Source organism: Mesorhizobium sp. WSM4814 (assembly GCF_055811595.1).
This window is the reverse complement of the sequence record NZ_JBVVQT010000004.1, coordinates 106,633-130,985: the sequence shown is the minus strand read 5'-3', so window position 1 is coordinate 130,985 and position 24,353 is coordinate 106,633. Positions and strand designations below refer to the sequence as shown.

Here is a 24,353-nt window from a genome sequence, read left to right as displayed (position 1 = left end):
AGGGGCCAGAACCACACAACGACTTGATCTTGATATCTGGTCACGGCAGCTGACATTTGCCACACAATCGCGTCGGATTTTTGTTGATTGATCCGTCAATAAAAAATAATCTTGCCGCAACGGACCGGAGCAAAGATGCCGAAAATCGGAATGGAGCCGCTGCGCCGCAGGGCGCTGATCGACGCGACGATCTCGGCGATCGGCGAGCGCGGTTCGCTTGATGTGACGATGTCGGAAATCGCCGGGCGCGCCGGGGTGTCCTCGGCGCTCGCCCATCACTATTTCGGCGCCAAGGACGAACTTTTGCTGGCGACGATGCGGCACATCCTGGCCGAGTTGACCGCCGACATGCGGCGCGCGCTTCGATCGGCCAGCACGCCACGCCAGCGCGTTTCGGCGGTGGTCGCGGTCAATTTCTCCGACGCCCAGTTCCAGCCGGAAACGATAGCCGCCTGGCTCGCCTTCTATGTCGAGGCGCAGAAATCGCCAGCGCTGCGCCGGCTGCTCAAGGTCTATGCGCGACGCCTGCATTCCAATCTGTTGAGCGGGCTGACTGGCATCCTGCCGAGAAGCGAAGCCGACCGTGTCGCCGAGGCGACAGCGGCGCTGATCGACGGGCTCTACATCAGGCGCGCGCTGAAGGACGGCGTGCCCAATGCCGCGACCGCGATCGCGCTGATCGAGGACTATCTCGAAACGAAACTCGGCCAGCGGAGCGCGCAGTGACGTCGAAGCGACCCAATTTTCTGATCGTCATGGTCGATCAACTCAACGGCACATTGTTCCCGGATGGGCCGGCGGACTTCCTGCATGCGCCGCATCTGAAGGCGCTGGCGGCTCGTTCGGCGCGCTTCAAGAACAATTACACCGCCTCGCCGCTCTGCGCGCCGGGCCGTGCGGCGTTCATGAGCGGCCAGTTGCCGTCGCGCACCGAGGTCTATGACAATGCCGCCGAATTCGCCTCGTCGATCCCGACCTATGCGCATCATCTGCGTACCGCCGGCTACCACACCTGCCTGTCCGGGAAGATGCATTTCGTCGGGCCGGATCAGTTGCATGGCTTCGAGGAGCGGCTGACCACTGACATTTATCCGGCCGATTTCGGTTGGACGCCGGATTATCGCAAGCCCGGCGAGCGGATCGACTGGTGGTATCACAATCTCGGTTCGGTGGCCGGCGCCGGTGTCGCCGAGATCACCAACCAGATGGAATATGACGACGAAGTCGCTTTTCACGCGGTGCAGAAGCTTTATGATTTCGCCCGCGTCTCGGACGATGCCGCGCGCCGGCCGTGGTGCCTGACCGTCTCCTTCACCCATCCGCACGACCCCTATGTCGCGCGCCGGCGCTACTGGGATCTCTACGAGGATTGCCCGGCGCTCGAGCCGGAAGTCGGCTTCATCCCCTATGACGAACAGGATCCGCATTCGCAGCGGCTTTACCGCGCCAGCGACTATGACAGTTTCGACATCACCGGCGAGCAGATCCGCCGCGCGCGGCGCGGCTATTTCGCCAGCATCTCCTATCTCGACGACAAGGTCGGCGAACTGCTGTCGGTGCTCGAGCGCACGCGAATGCTCGACGACACGATCATCCTGTTCTGCTCCGATCACGGCGACATGCTCGGCGAGCGCGGCCTGTGGTTCAAGATGTGCTTCTTCGAGGGCTCGGCGCGGGTGCCGCTGATGATCGCCGGAAAAGATATTTCGGCCATCCTGATCGACGCGCCGGTTTCCAATCTCGACGTCGTGCCGACGCTTTGCGACCTCGCCGGCATCGACATGAGCGCGATTGCGCCATGGACCGACGGCCAGTCGCTGCTGCCGCTGCTCGACGGCAAGACGCGCGCTGAACCTGTGCTGATGGAATATGCGGCCGAAGGCTCCAACGCGCCGATGGTGGCGATCCGCGAGGGCCGCTACAAATTCATCCATTGCGAGATCGATCCGCCGCAACTGTTTGATCTTGAATCGGATCCGCGGGAATTGACCAACCTCGCCGCTGACCCGGCGCACGCGGCTTTGGTGGCTTCTTTCACCGGCAAGGTCCAGGCGCGCTGGGACATGGCTGCCTTCGATGCCGCCGTGCGCGCCAGCCAGGCGCGCCGCTGGGTGGTCTATCCGGCGCTGCGCAACGGCACACATTACCCCTGGGAATTCCAGCCGCTGCAGAAGGCCTCGGAACGTTACATGCGCAACCACATGAACCTCGACCTGCTCGAAGAGCAGAAGCGCTTTCCACGAGGCGAATGATGACAGACGGTCTTGAGGCGGATTTCGTCATCATCGGCGCCGGCTCGGCCGGCTCGGCCATGGCCTACCGGCTGTCGGAGGATGGCAAATATTCGGTGATCGTCATCGAATTTGGCGGCAGCGACATCGGGCCGCTGATCCAGATGCCGTCGGCGCTGTCGATCCCGCTCAATATGAGCCTCTACGACTGGGGTTTTGCCAGCGAGCCGGAGCCGCATCTCGGCGGCCGTGTGCTGGCGACGCCGCGCGGCAAGGTCATCGGCGGCTCGTCCTCGATCAACGGCATGGTCTATGTACGCGGTCACGCCCGCGATTTCGACCATTGGGCAGAACAGGGCGCGGCTGGCTGGGGGTTTGCCGACGTGCTCCCCTACTTCAAGCGCATGGAGGACGCAAACGGCGGCGAGAATGGCTGGCGCGGCCACGGCGGCCCGCTGACCGTGCAGCGCGGCTCAAGGACGAATCCACTCTACGGCGCCTTCGTCGAGGCAGGCCGTCAGGCCGGCTTCGAGCTGACCGACGACTACAACGGCGCGAAGCAGGAAGGCTTTGGTCCGATGGAGCAGACCATTCGCGGCGGCCGCCGCTGGTCGGCGGCGAGTGCCTATCTCAGGCCGGCGCTGAGGCGGAAAAATGTAAGCCTGGTCAAGGGCTTCGCCCGACGGGTGATCATCGAGAATCAACGCGCCACCGGTGTTGAGATCGAAGTGCGCAGACGGATTCAGGTGATCAAGGCGCGACGAGAAGTGATCGTTGCCGCCTCCTCGATCAATTCGCCCAAGATCCTGATGCTGTCCGGCATCGGCCCGGCCCAACATCTGAGGGAATACGGCATTCCGGTGATCGCCGACCGGCCCGGCGTCGGCCGCAACCTGCAGGACCATATGGAACTCTACATCCAGCAGGAATCGACGCAGCCGATCACGCTGAATTCGGTGCTGAACCCGTTCTCCAAGGCGCTGATCGGCGCGCAATGGCTGTTCTTCAAATCGGGCCTCGGCGCAACCAACCATTTCGAGGCGGCCGCCTTCGTGCGCTCGCGCGCCGGCGTCGACTATCCCGACATCCAGTATCATTTCATCCCGGCGGCGGTCCGCTATGACGGCAAGGCGGCCGCGAAAGCGCACGGTTTCCAGGCGCATGTCGGGCCGATGCGATCGAAGTCGCGCGGTTCGGTCACGCTGCGCTCGCCCGATCCCGGATCGAAGCCGGTGATCCGCTTCAACTACATGTCGCATCCGGACGACTGGATCGAGTTCCGCCATTGCATCCGGCTGACGCGCGAGATCTTCGGCCAGTCGGCCTTCGACCCCTATCGCGGCAAGGAGATCTCGCCGGGCTCGCACGTGCAGTCGGACGACGATCTCGATGCCTTCATCCGCGATCACGCCGAAAGCGCCTACCACCCCTGCGGCACTTGCAAGATGGGCCGCAAGGATGATCGGATGAGCGTCGTCGATCCGGAATGCCATGTCATCGGCGTCGAAGGGCTGCGGATCGCCGATTCTTCGATCTTCCCGCGCGTCACCAACGGCAATCTGAACGCGCCGTCGATCATGACCGGCGAAAAGGCCGCCGACCACATTCTCGGCCGCACGCCGCTGGCGCCGTCCAACCAGGAACCATGGATCAATCCGCGCTGGCAGGTGTCGGATCGATAGAGCGACGTGCGTCCATTCGGACGCACAAGCACTCTATCGCTTTTTTAGTCCTCGCATCGTGCTTTCCGAAAATCGATTCCGATTTTCGAGCCGATGCGATAAGCCATGATCCGGCGGTGCCCGCCCGCCGGTCCCATCGAAAGACAGTTTGGAGAAGGTCCCATGCGCGCCCAGCCAAAGGCATCGCACTATGTCAACGGACGCTACATCGACGATGAGCAAGGTGCGCCGCTGCCGGTCATCTATCCAGCAACCGGCGAGACCATCGCGATGCTGCGTTCGGCGACGCCGAACGTGCTTGAACTGGCGATCGAAGCAGCGCGTGCAGCACAACCGGCCTGGGCGCGGCTGAAGCCGGTCGAGCGCGGGCGCATCCTGCGCCGCGCCGCCGACATATTGCGCGTGCGCAACGCCGACCTGGCACGCATCGAGACGCTGGATACCGGCAAGGCGATCCAGGAGACGCTGGTGGCGGACGCGCCATCGGCAGCCGACTGCCTCGAATATTTCGGCGGCGCGGTCGCTGCCTATAATGGCGAGTCCGTCGATCTCGGCGGCGCCTTTGCCTACACAAGGCGCGAGGCGCTGGGCGTCTGCGTCGGCATCGGCGCCTGGAACTACCCGATCCAGATCGCCGGCTGGAAATCGGCGCCGGCACTCGCCATGGGCAACGCCATGGTGTTCAAGCCGTCGGAGAACACGCCGCTGTCGGCGCTGGCGCTCGCCGAAATCTACACCGAGGCCGGCCTGCCCGACGGGCTGTTCAACGTCGTGCAGGGCTATGGCGATGTCGGCGCCGGCCTCGTCGGGCACGATGTCGTCGCCAAGGTCTCGGTGACCGGCTCGGTGCCGACCGGTCGCAAGGTGCTGTCGCTCGCCGGCTCGAAGATGAAGCATGCCACCATGGAGCTTGGCGGCAAGTCGCCGCTGATCATCTTCGACGATGCCGATCTCGAAAATGCCATCGGCGGCGCCATGCTCGGCAATTTCTATTCGACCGGCCAGATCTGCTCCAACGGCACGCGGGTCTTCGTGCAGAAGGGCATCCACGACCGTTTCGTCGAACGACTGGTCGAACGGACCAAGAAAATCCGTATCGGCGATCCGCTCGACCAGGAAACGCAGATGGGACCGCTGGTCTCCAAGGCGCAGCATGAAAAGGTCATCGGCTATATCGAGGCCGGCAAGCAGGATGGCGCTGTGCTCGCCTGCGGCGGCAATGTACCTTCGCTGCAAGGTTTCCAGGGTGGCTTCTTCGTCGAGCCGACGGTCTTCACCGGCGTCACCGACACCATGCGCATCGCGCGCGAGGAGATTTTCGGGCCTGTCATGAGCGTGCTGAAATTCGACGGTGAGGACGAGGTGATCGACCGCGCCAATGATACCGAATTTGGCCTTGCCGCCGGCGTGTTCACGCGCGACCTGCCGCGCGCCCACCGCGTCATCGCCGAGCTGCAGGCCGGCACCTGCTGGATCAACGCCTACAACCTGACGCCCGTCGAAATTCCCTTCGGCGGCTTCAAGCAGTCGGGAATCGGGCGAGAAAACTCACTTGCCGCGTTGGCACTCTATTCGCAGTTGAAGTCGGTCTATGTCGAGACCGGCGACGTCGCGAGCCCCTATTGAGGCTCACCGGCGCCGCCGACCAGAGACCTTAGCCAGAGAACTTAGAACGTCTGGTTGTAGGCGCCGACTTCGGGGCTGCGGCGCAGCACCGCATCGACGGCTTCGAACATCTGCCGGCGCCGCTCCGACGACACCGGGCTCTCCACCACGACGACAAGCTCCGGCTTGTTCGACGACGCCCGCACCAGGCCCCAGGTGCCATCCTCGGCAACGACGCGAACGCCATTGACGGTGATCAGCTCGGCGATCTTCTGGCCAGCGAAGATGGCGCCGTCGTGCTTCATGGCCTGAAAGTCGGAAACGACCCGCTCGACCACGCCATATTTAAGCTCGTCGGCGCAGTGCGGCGACATGGTCGGCGTGCCGAAGGTCAGCGGCATGTCGCGATAGAGATCGGCCATGCTGCTTGTCGGGCTGCGATCCAGCATCTCGCAGATGGCGATGGCTGTGATCAGACCATCGTCATAGCCGCGCCCGATCGGCGGGTTGAAGAAGAAATGACCGGATTTCTCGAAACCGGCGATAGCGCCAAGCTCGGCGACGCGCCGCTTTATGTAGGAGTGGCCGGTCTTCCAATAATCGGTGACGGCGCCATCGGCGCGCAGCGCGGCGTCGGTATTGAACAATCCGGTCGACTTGACGTCGACGACGAAGGTCGAGCCTGGATGCAGGCGCGCAATGTCGCGCGCGAGCATGACGCCGACCTTGTCGGCGAAGATCTCGTTGCCTTCATTGTCGACCACGCCGCAGCGGTCGCCATCGCCGTCGAAGCCAAGCCCGACATCTGCTCCTGTCTCCAGCACCTTGTCGCGGATAGCGTGCAGCATCTTCATGTCTTCGGGATTGGGGTTGTAATTCGGAAACCTATGATCGAGCTCGACATCGAGCGGGATCACCTCGCAGCCGATCCGTTCCAGCGCTTCAGGTGCAAAAGCGCCGGCAGTGCCGTTGCCGCAGGCGGCGACCACCTTGAGCTTTCTCGCTATGCGCTTGTCGCGGGTCAGGTCGTCGAGATAGATCTTGCGGAAATCCGCAACGAAGTCATAGGCGCCGCCGCCGACCAGGTCGAAGTCGCCGGCAAGCACGATCGTCTTCAATGCGCTCATTTCCTCCGGACCGAAGGTCAAGGGCCGCGCCGCCCCCATCTTGACGCCGCTCCAGCCATTCTCGTTATGCGAGGCGGTGACCATGGCGACAGACGGCGTGTCGAGCGCGAACTGGGCGAAATAAGCCATCGGCGATAGCGCCAACCCGATATCCCTAACCCGCGCGCCGGCGGCCATCAGCCCGGAAACCAGCGCCAGCTTGATCGCCAGCGAATAGGAACGGAAATCATGCCCAGTCACGATATCCGGTCCGGCGCCCAGGCGCCGGATCAGCGTGCCGAGCCCCATGCCAAGCGCCTGGACACCGATCAGGTTGAGCTCCGGCGGCTCGGCAGAGCCCGGATGGCCGAACCACCAGCGCGCATCATACTCACGAAAGCCGGACGCCTTGATCAGCGCCGAGGTTTCAAACTCGAAGGTGTTGGGAAGGGCTTCACTAACGATCTTCAGGGACAAGACAGCAACTCCAAGCGGCTGGATTCAGAGTGGTTTCAACGCAGGTGGCCATGCCTATAACACGAGCCGTTAAGCGGTGTTTATCCCGCAGGGAACTGAAACCTGTATGACGTTAGAGCGAAACGGCAAGAAATGCGACAGAAGCGCTGCCATTGGTGCTTGCAGGAACGAAGTACGGCGGCTATAAGCCCGCGGTCTGGTCACGGAGTGTAGCGCAGCCTGGTAGCGCACATCGTTCGGGACGATGGGGTCGCAGGTTCAAATCCTGCCACTCCGACCAGAAAAAACAATGGGTTAGGCATCCCGAATTCTGCCTGCCCCACAGATATCCCCACTGAAAAGATGGAAAAGCTTCTAGGCCGCTCGATGGAACTGGCAGACGCATACCAAACCACTCGCGATTTTGCAGAATCTGAGGCCGCGCCATCTAAACTATGTCTGCTTCGCGCCAAACGTGTTCAATCGGCGATAGTTGTCGAATGACTTCACTCGGGGCGAAAGCGCCAAGGGCGTATCAATGCAACGATTGCGGCTGATGCCAGCAGAATAAGCCCTGGAACGCCTAAGACCACGGCGTGCATCTCCAGCATAAGGGCGAATGGAGTATCCGCTTTTATCATCGGCTTAATCTCCCCTAAAACCTGAAGGCATTCAACATCGCGACTTCAATGACTGAAGCGTTAACATTCCACCATTTGTAACCTGCCATTGGCGCTGTGCGCGGGATTTAGGCTGCCGCGGATCGGACACCGCCGGCACCGGCGAGTCGTCCAACGATCTTGCTCAGCGTTCGCAGCGTCCAGGCCAGCGGCGCCAGAACCATCCTCAGCAGAGAAGCCAGGACAAGACAGAGTATGAAGTAGGCTGCAAAGGCGCCGAGCCAAGCCGGGAGACCTGCTTGTTCGGCTATCCAACCGGCTGCGTTTGTCAGAAGGTGAGGTCGCGTGATCGCCACATAAGGAAGTGCGACGACGGCGGCGACACCGGCTGCGGTACCGACGGCGGAAAGCGATTGGAACGCACCTTTGCCTGCAGCCCTCAGATGTACTATCCGCACAGTTCCGCGACCAGCTGCGGCCACCGGTGCCCTCGCAACCTGCAATGCCTTGGCTGCGGCGCCCATGCCCCCGACGACTATTGCCGCATCGAAGGCCGCCCAACCCATCTCGTCCCAGGTCGGAAGCCGCTCGCCGCGGGTGATCACCCCTTCCAGGTCGGAAACGCCGCCCAGGACTATGTTCTTCGCACCAAGCAGCGTGCGGGTGAACTGTCTGCGGACTGCTGTTCCGTCAACGATCTCGAACTCCGACAGCATCTCATGCCCGCGATCCTTGAGCTCGCGAATGGCAATAAGCCCATACTGCTCCGGCGAAATCTCGGCGAGGCCGAATCCCACCTGCCGGTCGTCCCACAGGCTCGAGAGGCCCTGACCGATGGTTTCCTGCAACAAGTACTGCGACGATCCATTCTTCACGAAGTAAGCAATCACCGGCACGACCGGATGGCCGAGACGGTCGAAAACCTCCACGAAATCCGCATCCTCGCCATAGACGAGGAACACTCTGGCTGCATCGTCGCCATATTTCGCCGCTGCCTCATGCCAGCCGAGCCCGCCTGCCGCGCAGGCTGCAAGAACCCATGGCCGAGCCTGCTCCACAGCTTTACTGCTGAGCGGGCAGCGGGTGTCGTCCCGGCGAACTTCCTCCGCCAGCGCGGCTCGCATGACCTCATCTTCGAAGTGATGGGGCTCCAGCCATTCCCATCTGAGCGTCAGGACGATCGCCACAACGAGTGAGGCTGCTAGCAGATATCTCATTCTCAAGGGGGCATCCTCCCGCAGTCATGTCATGCCAAGACGTGCCGAAGCTATCAGCCAATCCCGATGAAGCGATCGTTAGTTCTGGGATGTGGTGGAAATTTGCTGAAGGGTGGCCGACAGCGGACGTTCCGTTTTCCACCAAACTTCGGCGTTCATGGTCATTTTGGGGCCGCAAGCGGACTGGCAGCTTTGGCCCTCGGATCTTCAATAGCTACCTTCACGTCGGTGCGAGTAACGCCGTGACGTGACCCCTGCGGACGTTCGTGGCATCGCAGCGAACGTCCGGAATGTATGACAGCTGACGTTTGTTGTCAGATAGACAACTCTGAGCGAGCGGTAAGGAAGCTTGAAAAGGCAACCTACGTGCTGCTATTGGCCGGAGCACATGAGGCGACATGATCAGCTCAGTCCGTCGCCGCTCGTGGCTGCAAAGCCGATTGCCTGCACAGACGTACCGGCTCCCGCTTGTAATAGTCACGCATCTGGTACCCTTGCCCGGACCCCGGCCCGCGGGGCTCAATCCTCCGGCAGGGTGAAGACCGCGCAGGGATCAGCGATACCGCGCAATAAGTGCTCGCCCAAAGGGATCAAAGCCGTTGTCGTCTCCGCCGCGACCGCGCCCGAGATGAGCACGCTGCGACCAAGGGGCCTGCATAGCCCTTCGAGCCGGCTGACCAGGTTGACCGCAGGGCCGATGGCAGTGAAGTCCAGCCGGTCGGCCGCGCCGATATTGCCCCACAGCATCTCACCGAGATGCAGTGCCGCGCCGAAGGGCAGCGGCGACAGCCCCTCCGTCTGCCGCACCGCATCGAGATGGGCCATGCCGGCGCGGGCGGCGACAACAGCCCGCAGCGCCGCCTCGCAGGCCTCGGCCGGGGCGCCCGTGACCGGGAAAATCGCCAGCACACCGTCGCCGATGAACTTCAGCACCTCGCCCCCGAAAGCATGCACCGCCCCGGCGACGCGGTCGAACCAAGCGTCGAGGGCGGTGATCATCGCTGCGGGCTCCGTCGCCTCGGACAGGGCGGTGAAGTCACGCAGATCGGCACAGAGCAGCGCGGCGCGGATGGTCTCCCCGGTGCCGCGGCGCAGCGCGCCGGCCTGCACCCGGGCGGCACTGCGCCTGCCAAGATAGGCCTCGAGCAGCGCTGCCAGCGCCGCCCGCGCGGTCAGGGCGGCTAAGGGCGCTGCGGCGAAGCGCGCGGCCTGGCGCAGCCGGCCGGCCTCGGCGGGGCCGAATGGCCGGGTCCCTGCCCAGCCCAGCACCGGACTGTCCGGCTCCGGGCCGATCGTGTCCTCCTGCACAGGGCCAAGCTCGGCCAGCCAGTCGCGCCCGGCTTGGTTGAGCGGGCCGCCGGCGAAGCCCAGCGCCTCGATCACCGCCCCGGTCTCCGCCTGCCACAGCCAGGTGCGGCGGGCGATGATCGGATGCGGCACCGCGACCGTCAGAGCGCCCCCGGCCAACGGCAGGCCGTCGGCCAGCAGCCGGCCGCCGAGCTCGGCCAGGAACCAGTCAGAGCCGGGCGAAGAGCCGGCCTCGTCCAACAACCAGGCGAGGGGCGCGGGCAGATCCATGCCGCGATTATGGCACCGCGGCCACTAGCCTGTCATCCGCGCCGCGGGATGACGCTTCTGCCTGTCATGTTGTCACGTGAGGACGCCCTCAACGGGACCGGACGGGACGTCGTTAAGGGCGTACTTAAGGGAGAGGTGACATTCAGGGCGAGGCCATGGGCTGCCGCCGGCACAACTACTCCTTTACATAGACGCCATCCTCCAGACTCACGGTCCAATCCTCGATGAGGCAGCCTTCGACACCCCTGCGAGCGACGAGCGGAAAGAGTCAGTCCCTGCCATGCCAGGGGTCCGGCCCCGGTTCACGCCCGGCCGCAACCTCGGCCAGCCGGCCGAGGTAATGGGCCCAGCCTTCCGCATGGCCGGCGCATTGCTCGGCGTTAGGCAGGCCGGTGTGGGTCAGGCGCAGCAGCGTTCCGTCCGGCTGCTCGATCAGGTCGACCTCGATCAGGCTCGACCCCGGCGGCACCACCTCGCTGCCTTCCCAGCCAAAGCTGTAGGCCAGGCGGTGCACCGGCACCACCTCGCGGAAGGAGCCGCGAGCGCAGCGAGCCCCAGTGACATTGACGAGATAGAGCCCGCCAGGCTGCGGCTCGACCTCAGCCTCCGTTCCCATCCAGCGCAGGATCTTCTCCGGATCGGTCAGGAGGGCGAACACCGCGGCGGGCGGCGCCGGGATGTGCGTCTCGCGGCGGACGACGAGGGACTCTTGCATCGGTCTCTCCTACGGTTGCGATGACCTGCTCCGCCTGAGGCGGAGGATGGACGGGCGCCTTCTGTCCTAGTGTGGGAGGTCTTTTCTGACAGCATGTAGGCGGAAGATCGCCCTCAACAAGGTACCGCCCAAGCAGCTTGGCGAGAAGAAATCCGCACCCGGCTTGAGCGATTCCTGATCGACACGACCTGATTGTCGCCTAAGTCAGTCGCATTGGAGATCACTCCGACGCATCTCCCACGTTTAAGCGCTTCAATCGGCATTGTGGGTTTGACGCTGGCCTCCTGCGCCACGAGGTCCCTTCGGGCAGGCGCATCTGGAGGTGTGAGATCGCCTGCAATGTTGGATCTGACGCAATTGTGGTGCAGTTTGCCATCAGAAGGCACCTATCAGTCGGGCCTGAAGCAGGTCGATCTTCCCGCGCCCATACATTCGGCGGTAGCGGATCTGCTGGCTTCAGAAGCGCTCGAGGCGGTCCGAAAGCCTTGTTTATGGTCTGGGACGCCTCGCTCTCGGAGCAGCTTCCCGTAGGTCCGCAAGGGGTCCGGATTGCGACTTTCGCTGCGTCCAGAGCATATGTCCGCTGCTGGCTCAACCGTGACCTCCGGTGCCGTCGCCGGCGATGTCTGCTTCCAGGCAGAGACAAGTTCATCTCTACGGCTGACATCGGCGCATTGCGGACCAACAGCGGTGGGCCGGATGCGACCGGAAGCTCCGGGAGAAAAAGACCTGCTAGGCGGATAGTTCGCATGCCGCCGTGTCCGGCTTATAGCGGACGTTCGGCAATTTGGCAGCGAATGATCACATTGTGACAATCTTGCCGAAGACGAACGTCTAACCTAAACCCTCATCCCAGGATATCAACCGAATTGGAGCCACTGTTTGGGACCGGGCGTAGTTGCGACGTTTGCCCTATCCGGACGTGTGAGCAAATGCCGTGGGCAACGTGATGCGTGCATTTTTTCGTTCGGTTGCTGCGACGATCGTGATGTCCGGCGTGGCCGGTTGCACCAGCATTTCTTACTACGCACAATCCTTGAAGGGTCACGTGGAGATCATGGCGGCGCGCCAGGATGTCGAAGAGCTGATCGACGATCCTTCGATCCCTGGGACACTACGCGCTCGAATGGAATCGGCGAGCGCCATCCGACAGTTTGCGATAGATGAACTAGCGCTGCCGGACAACAATAGCTACCGCAGCTATGTTAACGTTGGTCGGGACGCGGTGACATGGGCCATCTTCGCCGCGCCGGAATTCTCGCTGACGCCACGAACATGGTGCTTTCCGGTGTTCGGATGCGTTCCGTACCGAGGATACTTCTCCAAAAGGTCTGCGATTGAAACCGCTGTCGAACTTCAGAGACAGGGCCTGGACGTCTATGTGACGGGCATCACTGCATATTCCACGCTTGGCTGGTCAAGTGACCCGCTGCTAAGCACGATGCTCAGCCAAGATGAAACGTATCTTGCGGGGCTGGTTTTCCATGAGCTGGCCCACCAACGCGTCTATGTGAAGGACGATTCCGCATTCAACGAGGCATTCGCTGTCGCCGTCGAAACAACCGGCGTGAGAAAATGGCTGCGCGCGGCTGGTGATACCGGCGAGTTGCGCCGTTACAACGCCGACCGGAGGCGCAGAGCTCAATTTCTTGCGCTGGTGTCGCAGACCCGGGACGAGCTAAGCCATGTCTATGACGGCAGCGCTACCTCTGAGCAGAAGCGGGCCGCGAAGATGGCCGCGATCGAACGGCTGCGGATGCGCTACCGAGAGATGCGCGACAGTCGCTGGCGTGGATACCAGGGATACGATGTCTGGTTCGATTCTCCGATTAACAACGCGAAGCTCGCCGCGACTTCCGTCTACGACGATCAGGTGGCGACGTTTCTCCGCTTGTTCGATTTGTGTTCGGGCGACTATCCACGGTTCTTCGCGTCGGTTCGACGGATCGGAGCGTTAGACAAGGCTTACCGCGCCGAAGCGCTCAAAGCAGCAGATTCATGCGATAGCCGGTCAAATCCGAAGGCCAGAAGCGGCGAGTCGGTCGCCGATGTGCTCGGCAGCCGGCGCAGGTGATTGAATTGACCATTTGTCGGCCGATTTCCTAGGAACTTTCACGTCGGCGGGGCCGGAAGCCGCATGTCGCGGCCTACAGAAGCCAAAAGCGGACTTGCCTGAGCCCCCCGGCGGATCCTGGACCACAATGGTTGCCGGCGGGCCGTGGCGCCTCAGCGTGCGCCCTACGAGGCCGAAAACCTCACGCTCACGCCGCGCTGCCGAAAATAAGCCTGCATCAGCTTGCGGCCCGAACGGTTGTTCTGCGCCAGCCTGGTCGGATCGAACACCGCCTGTTTTATCCCTTCTCGTGTCATCGCCGCCTTAAGCGTCGCGATATGCGCGTCGATGTCGGCATTGTCCGCCCGCAGCGATGCATAGATACTTTCGGTCGCCTCGGCCACGGTCGGTTCGCTCACAGGTGTCGTCCTTTGGTTGGTTGAGCGGCGACTTACCACAGATTCGCGGCTCCGCCGATACCGATGAGACGCTAGATGGGCGGCAACAGTGTCCCTTGGGACTTAAAAGGGATGCCAATGACGGGCGCCGGCGGCTAACGCGCCATAAGGATCGGCATCGACGGGTCTTCAAGCATCGAGACGGTGACGCCACCGAAGATGCGCTCGCGCAGCCGGGAATGACCGTAAGCGCCCATCACCATCAGGTCGGCGGCGATGTCGAGCGCGTGCCGGCGAAGCACGTCGACGACTGAATGGTCCAGGCTGGGCAGCCGGTCGACCGTGACATTCACGCCATGCCGCGCGAGATAGGCGGCGGCGTCGGCTCCGGGTTCGGCCCCGTGGCGGTACTCGTCCTCCACCGGATCGACCATGACGAGGTGCACCTCATCGGCGCCTGGCAGCAGGCCGAGGGATTCGCGGACGGCACGCGATGCCTCCAGACGGGCGTCCCATGCAATCAGCACGCGTTTCGGCTTCAGGGTCGACTGCGCCCCCGCGGGGATGAGCAGCAAGGGCTTTCCCGAAGAAAACAATGCGCCTTCGATCGCTTTGCTTTTCAGCGTTTTGTTGGCGAGCAGCTCCGGTCCAATGACCGTAATGTCGGCATAGCGGGCACGGCGGCCGATGGTGTCGTCGGCCCAGCCGGCTTCCGGATATTCGCTGGAGACATCGGCCGAAAGCACGCTGCCGGCGAGAAAAGCCGACAGGTCAGCAGTCCGCTTCTTCAACAGATCCTCGACGGCCCGACGCTCGTCGAGCCAGGCTTCTGAAACGACCGCGGCATACTCCCCGACTGGTGGCGGCGCAGCTACGGCAACGACCAGAACAGCAAGATGGGCGCCGATCTCGTTGCACAGGTCGGCGGCAGGCTTGAGATCACCGTCTCCCTCGTGCGGTCCCGTAACGGCAAGTATCGTCCTGAAAGCCATGGCGGCTGCTCCCGATTTTGCCCCAAAGCCCAATCGTCGTTGCAACAACAGCGAGACGGCTCGGCGCGCTGCTAGCGCTGAGTCAAGAACGCCGCCGGTCATCATTTGATCCGTATCAACATGCCCACGTGCCGACGCCAATAGGTTTCAGGCCGCTGGAGGACGCCAAGAATACGCGCCGAACACCGGAGCAGCAGCATCACGGAACGCATTCGTGACCTGGCTGGTTATATCCAGGCGCTGTGGCAGCAAGGGCCCGATGGCGCGGAATTTCAGCGACCACGCTCGTGCTTCCACAGGTTGGATACAAAACAAAGAGGCATCCGATGATCGTCGAGGATCAGCAATCCGTGGCCGCGATGTTGACGGACCCTGCCGCATATGGCGAGAGCGGACCGGTCGAGACGATCGAGACCCATATCTCGCGTATCTTCCTGGTTGGCCAGCGCGCCTACAAGATCAAGCGAGCGGTCAAGCTGCCCTATGTCGACTTCTCGACCCCGGCGCTGCGGCTCGCCGCCTGCGAGAAGGAGGTCGATCTCAACTCCAGGACTGCCCCCGGCCTCTATCTGGGGGTGCGGCGCGTCACCCGCGAGGCCGGCGGCGAGCTGGCCTTCGACGGAAGCGGCAAACTGGTCGATGCGGCGATCGAGATGGTCCGCTTCGACCAGTCGAAGCTGCTCGACCGAATGGCAGTCGGTGGCGAACTGACGCCTGCGCTGATGACGGATGTCGCGCGCGTGATCGTGCGCTATCATCGTGGCGCGCCGGAGGTCCACAAGGGCAGCGGATCCTCGAACCTGGCAGGCGTGCTCGCCATCAACGAAGCCGCCTTTGCCACCAGCCATGTTTTCGAGCAAGCCGAGATAAAGGCATTCACCGGGATTTTTCGCACCGCCCTCGCCCGTCATTGCGAGTTGCTCGACCGGCGGGAGACGGCAGGCAAGATCCAACGATGCCACGGCGACCTGCATCTGCGCAACATCTGTCTCTTCGACGGCGAGCCCCGCCTCTTCGATTGCATCGAATTCAACGACCAGATCGCCAGCATCGATGTGCTTTACGACCTGGCTTTCCTGCTGATGGACCTCTGGCATCGCGGCTTTCCGGAACTCGCCAACCTGGTGACGAACCGCTATCTCGACGAAGCAGACGACGAGGACGGCTTCATCCTCCTGCCGTTTTTCATGGCAGTGCGGGCCGCGGTGCGCGCGCATGTCACCGCAACCCAGATCGAGGAAAGCGGTGACGATTCCAGCGGGCTGCTTGCCGAGGCCAGATCCTATTTCGAGCTTGCCCGAACACTTCTCGAGGAAAAGCCGCCTCGGCTGATCGCCATCGGCGGCTTGAGCGGTTCCGGCAAGACGGCCGTTGCCGAGGCACTCGCCGCACATGTTGGCGCGCCGCCCGGCGCACGCATTGTCGAAAGCGACCGCATCCGCAAAGCCCTGCATGGGGTGCCAGCCGAGACGAAGCTGCCGGACAGGGCTTATCGACCTGATGTGTCGGACCGCGTCTACCGCGAAATGGCATGGCGCGCCGACTTGATCCTTGCCGAAGGCGGTTCGGTGGTCGCCGATGCCGTCTTTGACCGGCCGGCCGATCGCGACCGCATCGAGAAAGCTGCAAACGGCAGAGACATTGCTTTCGCCGGATTTTGGCTGGAGGCGGATCCGCTCGTTCTTTGGCAGCGGGTGAGCGAGCGCAGTGGCGGTCCTTCTGACGCCACAGTCGATATCTTGTCGCGGCAATTGCAGCGAAAGGCTACCCCGTCCAACTGGCGCAAGGTCGACGCCGATCGAAAGCTCGCCGATATCGCCGCAGAATTGGCCAAGGTTTCGGACGCAGTCGCTTTTGCGCAGAATCCTCCACTCAAGACCGCATCGTGACGGCGACGAGCGGCGCGCATAAAGACGAGTAAATGGGAATGACGCAGGAGAAACTGGTGGTTTGCGGCAAATGCGGCGGGGTCAATCGCCTGCCGCCGGCACGCGATGCCGGGGACGCGAAATGCGGAAAGTGCGGCTCCAGGCTGTTCTCGGGTCACCCGGCAGACGTCGATGCACAGAGTTTCGATCGCCAGGTCACGCGAAGCAGCCTCCCCGTCGTCGTCGACATCTGGGCACCATGGTGCGGTCCGTGCAAGATGATGGCGCCGGCCTATGAAGCGGCAGCCAACGAACTGGAGCCGCATGTTCGACTGATCAAGCTCAATTCCGACAATGAGCAGGCCGTTGCAGCCAGGCTCGGCATCCGCGGCATCCCGACCATGATCATCTTCCACGGCGGACGGGAGGTTGCGCGCGCATCCGGCGCAATGACGGCGGGACAGATCGTCAGGTGGGTCCGCGATCACCTGCCGGCCGCAGCCTGAAAGCTGCTACTGCGTGGATTTCGCTGATCGCCGTGCCCAGCACGACGGGCGAACTGATGGCCGACACTGAGCACAGAAGCCATATGATGACATTAAGAAGTTCGAGACATCGAACGGCGAATTTTCATATGATGACCTCGCTTTTGGCCCGCACTGGGAGTATGGATCCTCAGATCCGGCAAAGTTGGGAGGACCCATGCAGCAGGCCGAACATCGAACGTCCCGGCGGTCGTTCGTCTCTCAGGTTGCCGACGCCCTGCGCGGCCAGATCGAAGCCGGCTTTTATGCGCCTGGCGATAAATTGCCGACAGAACCCGCGCTGATCGACCGGTTCGGGTTCAGCCGCACCGTGGTCCGGGAGGCCATCGCCGCGCTTCGTGCCGATGGGCTGGTGGAATCGCGGCAAGGCGCCGGCGTCTTCGTTCTCGGCCCGAAACCCGTCGACGAGGGATTGAAGCTGTTCACTGACGAAACGAACAAGATCTCGGACATCATCGAAGAGCTCGAGCTGCGCATCGGCATCGAAGTCGAGGCAGCCGGCCTTGCCGCCGCCCGCAGTTCGCCCGCGCAAGAGGCCGAAATCGAGGCCCAGGTCGAAAGGTTCGCCGACCTCATGGCGCAAGGGCAACCCACGGACGATGCCGACTTCCAGTTCCACATGGCGATTGCCGCCGCAACCAACAACGCCAGATTCAAGGCCTTCCTCGAACATGTCGGCCGGCGGATGATCCCGCGGGTGAAGTTCAAGACGATGATGGGCGGCGTCGACCCCTTGCCCAATCGCGACCATCCGATTCTGCAGGAGCACAGGGAAATCGCCGATGCGATCCTCGCCCGCGATCCGGAAAAGGCGCGTGAGGCGATGCGCCGCCATTTGGTGACCGGGATAAAGCGCTATCGCGCCCTGACCGTCCGGCGCCCGACAAATCAGCACAACGCCGGCGGTTGACTCGTCAGGACACTCATCATATGAATCTAGATGACATCATATTAATTTGTGGGATGAATTCCTTTGTCGCCAGATGAAATCAAGTCGCGGGTCGCTTCAGGGCTGCTGTCGTTTCCGGTCACGCATTTCAACGAGGATTTCAGCCTCAATCTCGAAAGCTATCGCGCGCATGTCGAATGGCTGTCGGGGTTCGGTGCCGCTGCCCTGTTCGCGGCCGGCGGCACCGGTGAATTCTTCTCGCTGTCGCCAGAAGAGGTCGCCGACGTTACCCGCGCGGCCAAGGATGCCTCGGGAGACGTGCCGATCATCGCCGGCTGCGGTTACGGCACGGCGCTCGCCACGGAAATCGCCCGCCGCGCCGAGGCTGCGGGAGCCGACGGTCTCCTGCTTCTGCCCCACTATCTGATGGAGGCCTCGCAAGAAGGGATTTTTCGGCATGTCAAAGCCGTGTGCCAGTCCACCGGCCTCGGCGTCATCATCTACAACCGTGCGAACTCGGTCGCCAATGCCGACACCGTCGCCCGCCTTGCTGACGCGTGCCCAAACCTCATCGGGTTCAAGGACGGCACAGGCAAGGTCGATCTTGTCCGCCACGTCACCGCAAAGCTCGGCGATCGGCTCTGCTACATCGGTGGCATGCCCACGCATGAGCTGTTCGCCGAGGGCTTCAACGGCGCCGGCGTGACGACTTATTCCTCCGCGGTCTTCAACTTCGTGCCGGAATTGGCCCAGCGCTTCTACAGGGCGATGCGGACAGGTGATCGCGCTGTGATGGAAGAAATCCTGCACAGCTTCTTCTTCCCCTTCGCGGCTTTGCGCGATCGCGAGCAAGGTTATCCGGTGTCGATCATCAAGGCCGGCGTCGAGCTCATCGGACGGACACCCGGCCCGCTTCGGCCGCCGCTGACGGATCTGAAGCCGCAGGAGAAAGACGTGCTGCGCGGACTGATCGAGAAGATCGCCGCCTAGCTGCCGCGAGATCGGCAAATTGTCGGCCGCACGGGATGAGGAGGATCGTCTCGTGCGCCAGCCAAAACGGAAGATCCCAAATGGAAGATCAAGGGAGGAGTGACATGAACAGAAGCATTCATGCGATTGCAGCTATCGTTTTGATGACCGCTGCCGCGCCATCGGCCGTCGCACAGGAAGCGGCGCAGGAGATCCGTATCGTCCTGCCGGAGCAGCCGGCCAATCTGGAGCCCTGCGGCACCATCATCACCAATGTCGGCCAGATACTCAGCCAAAACGTGGTTGAATCGTTGACCGTCATCGATCCGGTCAGCGGACAGCCCCAGCCGAAACTGGCGACGGAGTGGACCAGCGTGGACCCGACCACCTGGCGGATCAAGCTGCGCGAGGGCGTCAAATTCCAGGACGGAACCGAACTCAATGCGGATGCGGTCGTCTTCTCCATCAACAGGATGATCAGCGGCAAGCTTACCTGCAGCAACATTGCGAAATTCGGCGATGCCAAACTGACGCTGACGCCGGTCGACAAGCTGACCGTCGAAATAAAGTCGGACAGGCCCGAGCCCATCATGCCGACGCTGTTGAGCGTGGTCATGATCGTCTCGCCGAAGACGCCGGTCGACCAGGCGGTGAACGATCCGGTCGGCACCGGCCCGTTCACGCTGTCGACCTTTTCCCCGCAGACCGTGGTGCTGGACGCGTTCGACGGCTATTGGGGCAACAAACCGCAGATCACCAAGGCAACCTATGTCTGGCGACCCGAATCCTCGATTCGAGCCGCCATGGTGGAGACCGGCGAAGCCGACCTGACACCGTCGATTGCCATCCAGGACGCCAGCAATCCGGAGACGGATTTCGCCTACCTGAACTCCGAAACCACCGCCATCCGCATCGATGCCGCCGAGCCGCCGCTCGACGACCTGCGCGTGCGCAAGGCGCTCAACCTGGCGATCGACTGGGAAGGCCTTGCGCAGCTGTTCGGCGACGACGTCAAGCGTGCGTCGCAGATGGTCGTCTCCGGGATCAACGGCCATGACGATGCGCTCGAGCCTTGGTCGTATGATCCGGAAGAGGCGAAAAAGCTCATCGAAGAGGCGCGCGCGGCGGGTGTCGCGGTCGACACCGAGATCAAGCTCATCGGGCGAAACGGCATCTATCCGAACGGCGCCGAAGCGATGGAGGCGATGATGACGATGTGGCAGGACGCCGGCCTCAACGTCAAGCTTACCATGCTCGATGTCGCCGACTGGCTGCGCTATCTGCAAAAGCCGTTCCCGGCGGAGCGCGGCCCCAATCTCCTGCAGATGATGCATGACAACAACAAGGGCGATGCGGCCTTCACGGTGCCGATCTTCTATCGATCGAGTGGCAGCTACTCGACCTTGGCCGATCCGGCATTCGACAAGCAGATAGACGAGGCACTGGCGGCGACCGGCGAAGCCCGCACCAACAGCTTCAAGGCGATTTTCGGCAAGGCCCGCAACGAAGTGGTGGCGGACATCCCGATGTTCCACATGATCGGCTACACCCGGGTTGGCACCAGGCTGGAATGGAAGCCCGATATCACCACCAACAGCGAAATACCGCTGGCCAATATCGCCATCAAAGACTGAGCGATACGGGGGCGCCAGGCGGTCGTCGCCCTGCGCCCCCGACCCGTTGCCTCCGTCGATATCCGCCGAAGGGCATCCGAAATGATAAGCTATCTTGGACGCCGGGCGTCGCACAGCATCCTGTCGGTCATCGGTCTTTTGACCTTGGTTTTTTTCCTGACACGGCTCACCGGCGATCCTTCCGCCTTGTACCTGCCTCTGGACTCGACTGCGGAAGCTCGGGCCGCGTTCGCGCGGTTGAACGGCCTCGATCAGCCGATCCATTGGCAGTTTCTGGGATATCTGCGCGATCTGCTGCAGCTGGATTTCGGTGAATCGCTGCGCCAGAACCGCTCGGCGATGCAGGTCGCGCTTGAGGCGTTCCCGGAAACACTGAAGCTGGCCGTCGTCGCGATCACGCTGTCGACCGCCTTGGCAATCCTTGTCGGCTCGCTGGCGGCCGCGCGGCCGGGCAGCATCTTCGACCGTATCGCCAGCCTCGTCTCGCTGGCCGGCGCAAGCGCGCCGGATTTCTGGGTGGCCATCGTCGGCATCCTTGTCTTCGCCGTGGGGCTCGGGCTTTTGCCGACATCCGGCACCGGCACCTGGGTCCACTGGATCATGCCGACCTTCGTGCTGATGCTTCGCCCTTTCGGTCTCCTGGTGCAGGTCGTGCGCGGAACCATGCTGTCGGCGCTTGCCACTCCATACATCAAGACCGCAAGGGCCAAGGGCCTGCCGCGGCAGAAGATCATCTTCGGCCATGCGCTTCGCAACTCGCTGCTGCCCGTCGTCACGGTCGCCGGCGACCTGGCGACCAGCCTTGTCAACGGCGCCGTCGTCGTGGAGTCGATATTCGGCTGGCCCGGCATCGGCAAGCTGATGATCGATTCGATCATCCAGCGCGATTTTGCCGTCGTCCAGTCGACCATTCTGGTGACGGCAACCGCCATCTTCATCCTCAACATCGCGATCGACCTGCTCTACGCGGTTCTCGATCCGCGCATCCGGTACTGAGCCATGACGATCATCACCCCCGACATCAAGCCGGCGGCCGTTCCAGGCAGCGGTCGCGTGATTTTTGCCTATTTGAAGCGCGACAGGCTTGCGCTCGCCGCTGCTATTTTCCTGGCGATCGTCGTCATCGCAGCGGTCCTTGGCCCGTGGCTGGTGGGCGACGCCGCTTCGCGGCTGGGGCTGCGCCAGCGCAACCTCGCCCCGTTCTCGCTGGCCAGCGGTTGGATCTACGTCCTGGGCGCCGACACCCTCGGCCGGCCGATCCTGGCCAGGCTGATTGTCGGCGCGCAGAACACGTTCGGCATTGCCGCGGCGGCGGTGTTCGCGTCGATGCTGGTCGGTGGAACACTGGGCCTGTTAGCGGGCTATTCGGAGCGCTGGTACAGCCATCTCATCCTGCGCCTGGCCGATGTCGTCATGAGCTTTCCCTCGCTGCTGCTGGCGCTCATCGTGCTCTACACGCTGGGTCCGAGCATCACCAACCTGGTGATCGTTCTCGCCGTCACGCGCATGCCGATCTACCTCAGAACGGCGCGCGCGGAAGTGCTGGAGCTGCGCGAGCGCATGTTCGTCAGCGCCGCGCGAGCCATGGGCGCGAAGCCGGCCCGGATCATCATCCGGCACATCGCGCCCCTGGTCCTGCCGACATTGGTGACGATTTCAGCCATTGATTTCGCGACAGTCATTTTGTCGGAATCGGCGTTGAGTTTTCTTGGCCTCGGCATTCAGCCACCCGACTTCACCTGGGGCGCGATGGTGGCAAACGGCCGCGGCTATCTTGCCACCGCCTGGTGGATCGCATTCTGGCCGGGCCTTGCAATCATGCTGACGACGCTGTCGCTCAACATCCTCTCGAACTGGGCACGCACCGTTGCCGATCCGCAGCAACGCTGGCGCCTTCAGACATTGCGAAAAGCTGCCCGATGAGCAACGCGACCATTCTCAAGGTCGAGGGCCTGACCGTCGATTTTCTTTCGGATGATCGGCCGGTACGCGCCGTCGACGATGTCTCTTTCCACGTCAGCCGTGGCGAGACGCTGGTGATCCTCGGCGAAAGCGGTTCAGGAAAGAGCGTCAGCACCAGCACGGTGATGGATCTCGTCGACTGCCCGCCAGGCGATATCGTGGCCGGCTCCTGCTTCTTCGACGGCGTCGAACTGTCGGGCCTCGGCGCCGAGGCGCGCCGAAGCATCAACGGCCGCAGGATTGCGATGATCTTTCAGGATCCGCTCGCCTATTTGAACCCGGTCTACACGGTGGGGCGCCAAATCGAGGAGGTCTTTGAGAGCCACGGTGCGGCAGCCGGCAAGGGCGCACGCGCCAAGACGATAGAGCTGCTTCGGCGCGTCGGCATTCCGGAGTCGGAAAACCGCGTCGACTTCTATCCGCATCAGTTCTCGGGCGGACAACGCCAGCGCGTGATGATTGCCATGGCGATCGCGCTGAAACCGGACATCCTGATTGCCGATGAGCCGACGACCGCTCTGGACGTCAGCGTGCAAGCGCAGATCCTCGATCTGCTGCGCGATCTCCAGCGCGAAACCGGCATGGCGTTGATCATGATCACCCATGACCTCGAAGTCGCCGCGTCCATGGCGGACCGGATCATCGTCATGAACGGCGGCAAGGTCGTCGAGACGGGCATCGCCAGGGAGGTCTTCAGCAATCCGCAGCACGCCTATACCCGCCGCCTCATCGCCGCCCTGCCCCACGGCAACGCAGCGGAGGCGCCCAACAGGCGTTCGACGGCGATCGCCGGCGAGACGCTGCTCAAGGTGGAACATCTCACCAAGCACTATGAGCTTGCTTCCGGAGCTTTTAGCAGCAAGCGGACGTTCAAGGCGGTGGATGACATAAGCTTCGAGGTCAGGAGAGGAGAAACGCTCGGCATCGTCGGCGAGTCCGGGTCCGGCAAATCGAGCGTCGCGCGCATGCTGCTGGGGCTGAACGCGCCAAGCGCCGGCAAGGCGGTCTTTGCCGGTGAGAACATCTTCGACATGAATGGAACGCGCCTTATGGCGTTTCGGCGCAAGGTCCAGATGGTCTTCCAGGATCCATACGGATCGATGAATCCGCGCATGCGCGTTTATTCGATCATTTCCGAACCCTGGGTGATCCACCGCGATATCCTGCCGAAGGACAGGTGGAAGGCTCGCGTGGCAGAGCTCCTGGAATTGGTGGGGCTGTTGCCGGAGCACGCCGAGCGCTACCCGCACCAGTTTTCCGGCGGCCAGCGACAGCGCATCGCCATTGCGCGCGCGCTTGCCAGCGAGCCGGAACTGATCGTCTGCGACGAGGCGGTTTCGGCGCTCCACGTCTCTATCCAGGCGCAGGTGATCGACCTTCTGGCCGACCTTAGGACCAGGCTCAGCCTCTCCTATATCTTCATCACCCACGACCTGCCGATCGTGCGCCATTTCGCCGACCGGATCATGGTCATGAAAGACGGACGGATTGTCGAGGAAGGCCAAACCGCGGCGCTGTTCGGGGCGCCTCGCCACGACTATACGCAAAGCCTGCTGCAGGCTGTGCCCAGGCCCAAATGGCTTACGCAGGCTCAATAGTTCCTGGATATCGGCCTCGATTGTCCGCGCGCGCCCAGCTAGCGTTGCCGACTGATGGGCCGAATGCGCTTGACAAAATGGCGATCGCCCGCTCAATTTGACCCATTCACCAGGGGGGTCCCGGCAAGGGGCTGAGATACTGCTGGCTTTCGCGGCGCAGTGACCCGTTGAACCTGATCCAGTTCATACTGGCGTAGGGACGGTGCAAGCGCTTTGCGGGAGTCCATGCCCGAAA

The 24,353-nt window shown here is 62.7% G+C and carries 19 protein-coding genes, 1 tRNA gene and 1 riboswitch; of the genes, 14 read left to right on the top strand and 6 right to left on the bottom strand.

What is annotated here, in order from left to right:
- Nucleotides 1-135 precede the first annotated feature (135 nt).
- The 4 genes from betI to betB all read left to right on the top strand — a co-directional run bounded on the left by betI (nt 136) and on the right by betB (nt 5,539).
- Complete coding sequence (gene betI, locus AC0L2V_RS09060; protein ID WP_091590338.1) at nt 136-726, top strand: choline-binding transcriptional repressor BetI; 591 nt, start codon at nt 136-138, stop codon at nt 724-726.
- A complete protein-coding gene (betC, locus tag AC0L2V_RS09055; protein WP_091590336.1) occupies nt 723-2,252 on the top strand; it encodes a choline-sulfatase in 1,530 nt (509 codons plus the stop codon). The genes betI and betC overlap by 4 nt, the downstream gene beginning before the upstream one ends.
- Entirely contained in the window at nt 2,252-3,913 is a 1,662-nt protein-coding gene (betA, locus tag AC0L2V_RS09050; protein WP_473509848.1) for a choline dehydrogenase, read from the top strand. Before betC ends, betA begins: the two co-directional genes overlap by 1 nt.
- 162 nt (nt 3,914-4,075) lie before the next feature.
- Nucleotides 4,076-5,539 carry a betaine-aldehyde dehydrogenase gene (gene betB, locus AC0L2V_RS09045; RefSeq protein WP_473509846.1) on the top strand — a complete coding sequence of 488 codons (1,464 nt, stop codon included), beginning with the start codon at nt 4,076-4,078 and terminating at the stop codon, nt 5,537-5,539.
- 41 nt (nt 5,540-5,580) lie between these two features.
- Here the strand turns inward: betB and AC0L2V_RS09040 are convergent, their stop codons facing one another.
- Nucleotides 5,581-7,101, bottom strand: coding sequence for a phosphomannomutase/phosphoglucomutase (locus AC0L2V_RS09040; protein WP_473519949.1), 1,521 nt, complete (start codon nt 7,099-7,101; stop codon nt 5,581-5,583).
- A 203-nt stretch (nt 7,102-7,304) separates the two neighbouring features.
- On the opposite strand from AC0L2V_RS09040, the gene AC0L2V_RS09035 reads away from it, so the two are divergent.
- A tRNA-Pro gene (locus AC0L2V_RS09035) sits at nt 7,305-7,381 on the top strand.
- Between the two features lie 447 nt (nt 7,382-7,828).
- On the opposite strand, the gene AC0L2V_RS09030 is transcribed toward AC0L2V_RS09035, so the two are convergent.
- From AC0L2V_RS09030 to AC0L2V_RS09020, 3 genes are all read right to left on the bottom strand, one after another.
- On the bottom strand, nt 7,829-8,917 hold the full coding sequence (locus AC0L2V_RS09030; protein WP_473509840.1) for a hypothetical protein: 1,089 nt from the start codon (nt 8,915-8,917) through the stop codon (nt 7,829-7,831).
- A 519-nt stretch (nt 8,918-9,436) separates the two neighbouring features.
- A complete protein-coding gene (locus AC0L2V_RS09025) occupies nt 9,437-10,495 on the bottom strand; it encodes an adenylate/guanylate cyclase domain-containing protein (protein WP_473509839.1) in 1,059 nt (352 codons plus the stop codon).
- Nucleotides 10,496-10,763: 268 nt separating this feature from the next.
- A complete protein-coding gene (locus tag AC0L2V_RS09020) occupies nt 10,764-11,210 on the bottom strand; it encodes an SRPBCC family protein (protein WP_287325734.1) in 447 nt (148 codons plus the stop codon).
- A gap of 937 nt (nt 11,211-12,147) precedes the next feature.
- On the opposite strand from AC0L2V_RS09020, the gene AC0L2V_RS09015 reads away from it, so the two are divergent.
- Nucleotides 12,148-13,284: an aminopeptidase gene (locus AC0L2V_RS09015; protein WP_473519948.1), complete on the top strand. Its 1,137-nt coding sequence runs from the start codon at nt 12,148-12,150 to the stop codon at nt 13,282-13,284.
- Nucleotides 13,285-13,448: 164 nt separating this feature from the next.
- Here the strand turns inward: AC0L2V_RS09015 and AC0L2V_RS09010 are convergent, their stop codons facing one another.
- A complete protein-coding gene (locus AC0L2V_RS09010; RefSeq protein WP_023801385.1) occupies nt 13,449-13,682 on the bottom strand; it encodes a hypothetical protein in 234 nt (77 codons plus the stop codon).
- A 134-nt stretch (nt 13,683-13,816) separates the two neighbouring features.
- Nucleotides 13,817-14,653 carry a universal stress protein gene (locus tag AC0L2V_RS09005; RefSeq protein WP_473509835.1) on the bottom strand — a complete coding sequence of 279 codons (837 nt, stop codon included), beginning with the start codon at nt 14,651-14,653 and terminating at the stop codon, nt 13,817-13,819.
- Nucleotides 14,654-14,979: 326 nt separating this feature from the next.
- On the opposite strand from AC0L2V_RS09005, the gene AC0L2V_RS09000 reads away from it, so the two are divergent.
- The 8 genes from AC0L2V_RS09000 (at nt 14,980) to AC0L2V_RS08965 (ending at nt 24,118) form a co-directional block, all read left to right on the top strand.
- Nucleotides 14,980-16,542 carry a bifunctional aminoglycoside phosphotransferase/ATP-binding protein gene (locus AC0L2V_RS09000; protein ID WP_473509834.1) on the top strand — a complete coding sequence of 521 codons (1,563 nt, stop codon included), beginning with the start codon at nt 14,980-14,982 and terminating at the stop codon, nt 16,540-16,542.
- A gap of 38 nt (nt 16,543-16,580) precedes the next feature.
- Nucleotides 16,581-17,027, top strand: coding sequence for a thioredoxin TrxC (gene trxC / locus AC0L2V_RS08995; RefSeq protein ID WP_473509832.1), 447 nt, complete (start codon nt 16,581-16,583; stop codon nt 17,025-17,027).
- A 196-nt stretch (nt 17,028-17,223) separates the two neighbouring features.
- The gene (locus AC0L2V_RS08990; protein WP_473509830.1) at nt 17,224-17,976 is read left to right on the top strand and encodes a FadR/GntR family transcriptional regulator; all 753 of its coding nucleotides are present in this window, start codon (nt 17,224-17,226) and stop codon (nt 17,974-17,976) included.
- A gap of 63 nt (nt 17,977-18,039) precedes the next feature.
- Entirely contained in the window at nt 18,040-18,945 is a 906-nt protein-coding gene (kdgD, locus tag AC0L2V_RS08985; RefSeq protein ID WP_473509828.1) for a 5-dehydro-4-deoxyglucarate dehydratase, read from the top strand.
- Between the two features lie 104 nt (nt 18,946-19,049).
- The gene (locus tag AC0L2V_RS08980) at nt 19,050-20,558 is read left to right on the top strand and encodes an ABC transporter substrate-binding protein (RefSeq protein WP_473509827.1); all 1,509 of its coding nucleotides are present in this window, start codon (nt 19,050-19,052) and stop codon (nt 20,556-20,558) included.
- An 81-nt stretch (nt 20,559-20,639) separates the two neighbouring features.
- The gene (locus AC0L2V_RS08975) at nt 20,640-21,554 is read left to right on the top strand and encodes an ABC transporter permease (protein WP_473509825.1); all 915 of its coding nucleotides are present in this window, start codon (nt 20,640-20,642) and stop codon (nt 21,552-21,554) included.
- 3 nt (nt 21,555-21,557) lie between these two features.
- Nucleotides 21,558-22,481, top strand: a complete 924-nt coding sequence (locus AC0L2V_RS08970) for an ABC transporter permease (protein ID WP_473509824.1) — start codon at nt 21,558-21,560, stop codon at nt 22,479-22,481.
- On the top strand, nt 22,478-24,118 hold the full coding sequence (locus AC0L2V_RS08965) for an ABC transporter ATP-binding protein (RefSeq protein ID WP_473519947.1): 1,641 nt from the start codon (nt 22,478-22,480) through the stop codon (nt 24,116-24,118). The genes AC0L2V_RS08970 and AC0L2V_RS08965 overlap by 4 nt, the downstream gene beginning before the upstream one ends.
- A 101-nt stretch (nt 24,119-24,219) precedes the next feature.
- A riboswitch (TPP riboswitch) is annotated at nt 24,220-24,336 on the top strand.
- Nucleotides 24,337-24,353 lie beyond the last annotated feature (17 nt).

Coding starts and splice junctions, on each gene's coding strand:
- betI (WP_091590338.1), top strand. CDS start 136: ATGCCGAAAATCGGAATGGAGCCGCTGCGCCGCAGGGCGCTGATCGAC.
- betA (WP_473509848.1), top strand. CDS start 2,252: ATGACAGACGGTCTTGAGGCGGATTTCGTCATCATCGGCGCCGGCTCG.
- betB (WP_473509846.1), top strand. CDS start 4,076: ATGCGCGCCCAGCCAAAGGCATCGCACTATGTCAACGGACGCTACATC.
- AC0L2V_RS09030 (WP_473509840.1), bottom strand. CDS start 8,917: ATGAGATATCTGCTAGCAGCCTCACTCGTTGTGGCGATCGTCCTGACG.
- AC0L2V_RS09025 (WP_473509839.1), bottom strand. CDS start 10,495: ATGGATCTGCCCGCGCCCCTCGCCTGGTTGTTGGACGAGGCCGGCTCT.
- AC0L2V_RS09020 (WP_287325734.1), bottom strand. CDS start 11,210: ATGCAAGAGTCCCTCGTCGTCCGCCGCGAGACGCACATCCCGGCGCCG.
- AC0L2V_RS09005 (WP_473509835.1), bottom strand. CDS start 14,653: ATGGCTTTCAGGACGATACTTGCCGTTACGGGACCGCACGAGGGAGAC.
- AC0L2V_RS09000 (WP_473509834.1), top strand. CDS start 14,980: ATGATCGTCGAGGATCAGCAATCCGTGGCCGCGATGTTGACGGACCCT.
- trxC (WP_473509832.1), top strand. CDS start 16,581: ATGACGCAGGAGAAACTGGTGGTTTGCGGCAAATGCGGCGGGGTCAAT.
- AC0L2V_RS08990 (WP_473509830.1), top strand. CDS start 17,224: ATGCAGCAGGCCGAACATCGAACGTCCCGGCGGTCGTTCGTCTCTCAG.
- AC0L2V_RS08980 (WP_473509827.1), top strand. CDS start 19,050: ATGAACAGAAGCATTCATGCGATTGCAGCTATCGTTTTGATGACCGCT.
- AC0L2V_RS08975 (WP_473509825.1), top strand. CDS start 20,640: ATGATAAGCTATCTTGGACGCCGGGCGTCGCACAGCATCCTGTCGGTC.
- AC0L2V_RS08970 (WP_473509824.1), top strand. CDS start 21,558: ATGACGATCATCACCCCCGACATCAAGCCGGCGGCCGTTCCAGGCAGC.
- AC0L2V_RS08965 (WP_473519947.1), top strand. CDS start 22,478: ATGAGCAACGCGACCATTCTCAAGGTCGAGGGCCTGACCGTCGATTTT.